General features: G+C 34.4%; 2 protein-coding genes. Both read right to left on the reverse strand.

Annotated elements, in window-relative coordinates:
- Positions 1–40: 40 nt before the first annotated feature.
- On the reverse strand, positions 41–1,921 hold the full coding sequence (gene htpG, locus V7161_RS29625; RefSeq protein WP_420491693.1) for a molecular chaperone HtpG: 1,881 nt from the start codon (positions 1,919–1,921) through the stop codon (positions 41–43).
- Between the two features lie 217 nt (positions 1,922–2,138).
- A complete protein-coding gene (locus tag V7161_RS29630) occupies positions 2,139–4,091 on the reverse strand; it encodes an LTA synthase family protein (protein ID WP_335716352.1) in 1,953 nt (650 codons plus the stop codon).
- Between the last annotated feature and the right edge of the window lie 57 nt (positions 4,092–4,148).

A 4,148-nucleotide genomic window follows, 5' to 3' on the forward strand; every position in this document is an offset into this window, starting at 1 on the left:
AATAAAAAGGATTGCAAGCCTCGCTTGCAATCCTTTTTATTTAAACCATGATTTTGCAAATATCATTAGTAAACTCAACCGGATCATTAATCGGCAGACCTTCAATTAACAAGGCTTGGTTGTACAACAGGCTGGTGTATAAAGACAGTTTTTCTTTATCATTCGTAAAAGAATCCTTTAACGATTTAAATACTTCATGATTTGTATTAATCTCTAATACCTTGTCTGCTTTTATGTTTTGGTTGCCAGGCATAGCTTTTAAAACTTTCTCCATCTCAATCGTTACTTCACCATCAGTGGTTAAACATACTGGATGGGTTTTTAATCTTTTTGAAACCCTAACATCCGTTACTTTGCCGGATAAGATGTTTTTCATATAATCAAAGAGGTCCTTGTTTTCAGTCTCTTCTACTGAATCATTCTGCTTATCATCTGCCTCAATTCCGAGATCACCACTAGAGACAGATTTGAATTCTTTTTCCTTATAGTTCATCAGCATTTTGATCGCAAACTCGTCAATATCATCGGTGAAATATAGAATCTCATAACCCTTGTCTGCTACGAGCTCCGTCTGCGGCAATTTTTCAATTCTTTCAATAGAATCACCGGTAGCATAATAAATATATTTCTGGTCCACCGGCATTCTTGAAACATATTCATCTAATGTTACCATTTTCTTTTCTTTAGATGAATAGAACATCAATAGATCCTGCAATTCTTCTTTATGTGTTCCGAAATCACTATATACACCGTATTTTAGTTGTCTGCCAAATGACTTGTAAAATTCATCATATTTTTCGCGTTCATTTTTCATTAAAGTTTGTAATTCGCTTTTGATTTTCTTGCTGATATTTTTCGCGATCAGCTTTAACTGGCGATCATGCTGCAGCATTTCACGTGAAATATTCAGTGATAAATCCTCCGAGTCGACCATACCTTTAACAAAGCTAAAGTAATCCGGAAGTAAATCAGAGCATTTGTTCATGATTAATACTCCACTGGAATAAAGCTCTAAGCCCTTTTCAAATTCAGGAGAATAGTAGTCAAACGGAATGTTTTCCGGGATATAAAGGATGGCATTATATCTGACTGCCCCATCAACACTGATATGGATATGCTTTAATGGCTTATCAAAACCATAATGCTTTTCTGCATAGAAATTAGCATAATCTTCATCAGTCAGGTCCTTTTTGTTCTTGCGCCAAATTGGAACCATACTATTGATGGTTTGTTCTTCTTGATAATCCTCGTATTCATTTTCGCTGCCTTCTTTAAGTCTTCTTGAAGAAACCTCCATTTTAATTGGGTAGCGAATAAAGTCTGAGTATTTTTTAATGATTGATTTTAAACGATATTCCTCTAAATACTCATCGTAATTCTCGTCTTCGCTATTCTCTTTAATTTTTAAAATTATTTCCGTACCTACGGAATCTTTCTCACATGGCACGATCGTATAGCCTTCCGCTCCACGAGATTCCCATTTGTAAGCCGTATTACTACCTAATGCTTTGCTGGTAACAGTAACAACGTCAGCTACCATAAAGGCCGAATAAAACCCGACACCAAATTGACCAATGATTTCATGGCCATCTTTCACTTCATTTTCACTTTTAAAGGCTAATGAGCCGCTCTTGGCAATGGTTCCAAGATTATTTTCAAGCTCTTCCTTTGTCATCCCAATTCCAGTATCGGTGATTGTCAAAGTCCTGCCTGCCTTATCCGCATTTACCTTTATGTAGTAGCTTTCTTTATCAAAGGTTAAAGATTCATCTGTTAGAGCTTTATAATAGAGTTTGTCAATGGCATCGCTGGCATTGGAGATAAGCTCTCTTAGAAAAATCTCACGATGAGTATAAATGGAGTTAATCATCATGTCTAATAGCCGTTTAGATTCTGCTTGAAACTGTTTTGTTTCCACCATTTAAGATATCCCCTTTCAAATTTGAAAAATCCATTCCTTTATTTACTCGTTAGCACTCCGTTACTTTGAGTGCTAACCATTATTTTAAATAACATAAATATTTTACTTAGTCAATCCCTGGAAGGGAAATACAAATAAACTGCCCAAGATAATCCTCGGGCAGCTGGCTTATTTATTATTTATTATTTATTATTTATTATTTATTATTTATTATTTATTATTTATTGGAATCCGTTTTATCTTTTTTATTATAATCGTATTTTGAACGATCAACTGGAGTAAAGTTTTGAGGGGTGTAGAAACGTAATAAATCCCCATTCACAACCTTATCCGAAAGTAACAACTTTTCTTCTACGATTTTTTGATCTTTCTTAGCCTCTTCTACCTGATCATCATCTAATTTCATACCGTTATTGGAATTATAGAATTTGCCACCAACAGAGGTAATCGTTGGACTAACAAAATCTCCATTGCGGAATGGAATCAGATCATCGTGCTGTTCAGACAATAAATCCGTTCCAAATTGAATATAATTTTTTGTATCAATACCTAACAAATGCAGCAGTGTAGGAAGAATATCAACTTGTCCACCATATTCGTGGTTTACTCCGCCTTCCATACCCGGTACACGAATGAAGAAAGGCACACGTTGTAATCCAGTGCTTTCAAAAGGAGTAATTTCTTTTCCAAGCACTTTTTCCATAGCATTATTATGGTTTTCTGAAATACCGTAGTGGTCACCGTACATAATAATAATGGAATGATCATATAGACCTGATTTCTTCAAGTAATCAAAGAATTGCTTTAACGCTTCGTCTGCGTAACGGGCTGTCTGGAAGTACGAATCAACTGATTTATCCCCCGTAGTAGCTGGTGCGATGGTAGCTTCCTTTTCATCAAGAGGGTAAGGATAATGATTTGAGACAGTAATAAATTTTGTATAAAATGGCTGCGGCAAAGTTTCTAATAATGGAATAGATTGATTAAAGAAAGGCTTGTCCATTAGTCCATATTCCGCCAAGTTACCTGAGTCCAATTTATAGTATTGTGAATCAAAAAATTTGTCATACCCAAACGATTTATAAATTTCATTTCGGTTCCAAAAACTTCCCGAATTCCCATGGAAAACGGCTGAAGTATATCCATTCTGTCCTAAAATAGCTGGAGCAGCCTGGAACGTATTTAAACCCTTAGTAGTAAAAGCCGAGCCTTGTGGTAACCCGAATAACGAGTTTTCCAGCATAAATTCTGCATCAGATGTTTTACCTTGGGCAGTCTGATGGAAAAAGTTATCAAAATATTGAGTATTCTTATCTTTTGTTAATGAATTTAAAAATGGAGTCACTTCTTCACCATTTAATTTGTAATTAATTAGGAAGTTTTGCATTGATTCAAGATGTAAATAAATCACATTCATACCTTTACCGGCACCAAAGTACTTCGGATTCGGACTAGCATAGTTTGATTGCGTATAATTGAGGACTTCTGTAACGTCATCACTGTTTGCCATAACTCTTTGAGCAGATGCTTTTGTACTATTAATTGCATCGTAAATCGTATAATTATACATCCCTAAATACTTCACAATATAGTTACGATCAAATCCTCTTGTCAATAATTGAGGACGATCAACTTCAGCTAATGCAAGATTGGTACATGATATGAATAATGTTATGGAAAATAAAGCAGCTAATTTATGGCGGCCCATATCTTTGACCTCAAGTTTTACAAAACGAAAAGCCATTAAAGCAATCAAAACAACGATATCCACAAAAAACAAATAATCATAAGGCCTTAATAAGGAAGTGACACTGCTGCTTACGTCACCAAAATTTTGTGTTTGGGTTAATGTCGGGAGTGTAATAAAATCATTAAAGAAACGATAATAAACGACATTAGCATATAAAAGAAACGACAAGAAAAAGTCGATAATAATTAACCAAATATATTTTTTACGGCCCTTAGAAAAAGATGCCAGCCCTAAAAAGAACAGTGATGATCCTAACGGATTAATAAATAATAAAAACTTTTGTAAATAATTCTCTATCCCTAAGTCAAACTGTGTTAGTTGAACTACATATGTTTTAATCCAAAGGAATAATACAGCCAAAAAGAAAAAGCCAATATATTTATTAAAAATACCTTGACCCTTTTGAAATAAAGTATTCATTTATTAACACCTACCTTCTAGAACAGTATTACATATTTTTAGAACACAGTTCTATAT

The organism is Neobacillus drentensis (assembly GCF_036965425.1).
Classification (GTDB): Bacteria; Bacillota; Bacilli; order Bacillales; family Cytobacillaceae; genus Neobacillus; species Neobacillus drentensis_F.

Bases quoted from the DNA above. Each gene is read 5' to 3' on its own strand.
- htpG (WP_420491693.1), bottom strand. From the start codon at position 1,921: ATGGTGGAAACAAAACAGTTTCAAGCAGAATCTAAACGGCTATTAGAC.
- V7161_RS29630 (WP_335716352.1), bottom strand. From the start codon at position 4,091: ATGAATACTTTATTTCAAAAGGGTCAAGGTATTTTTAATAAATATATT.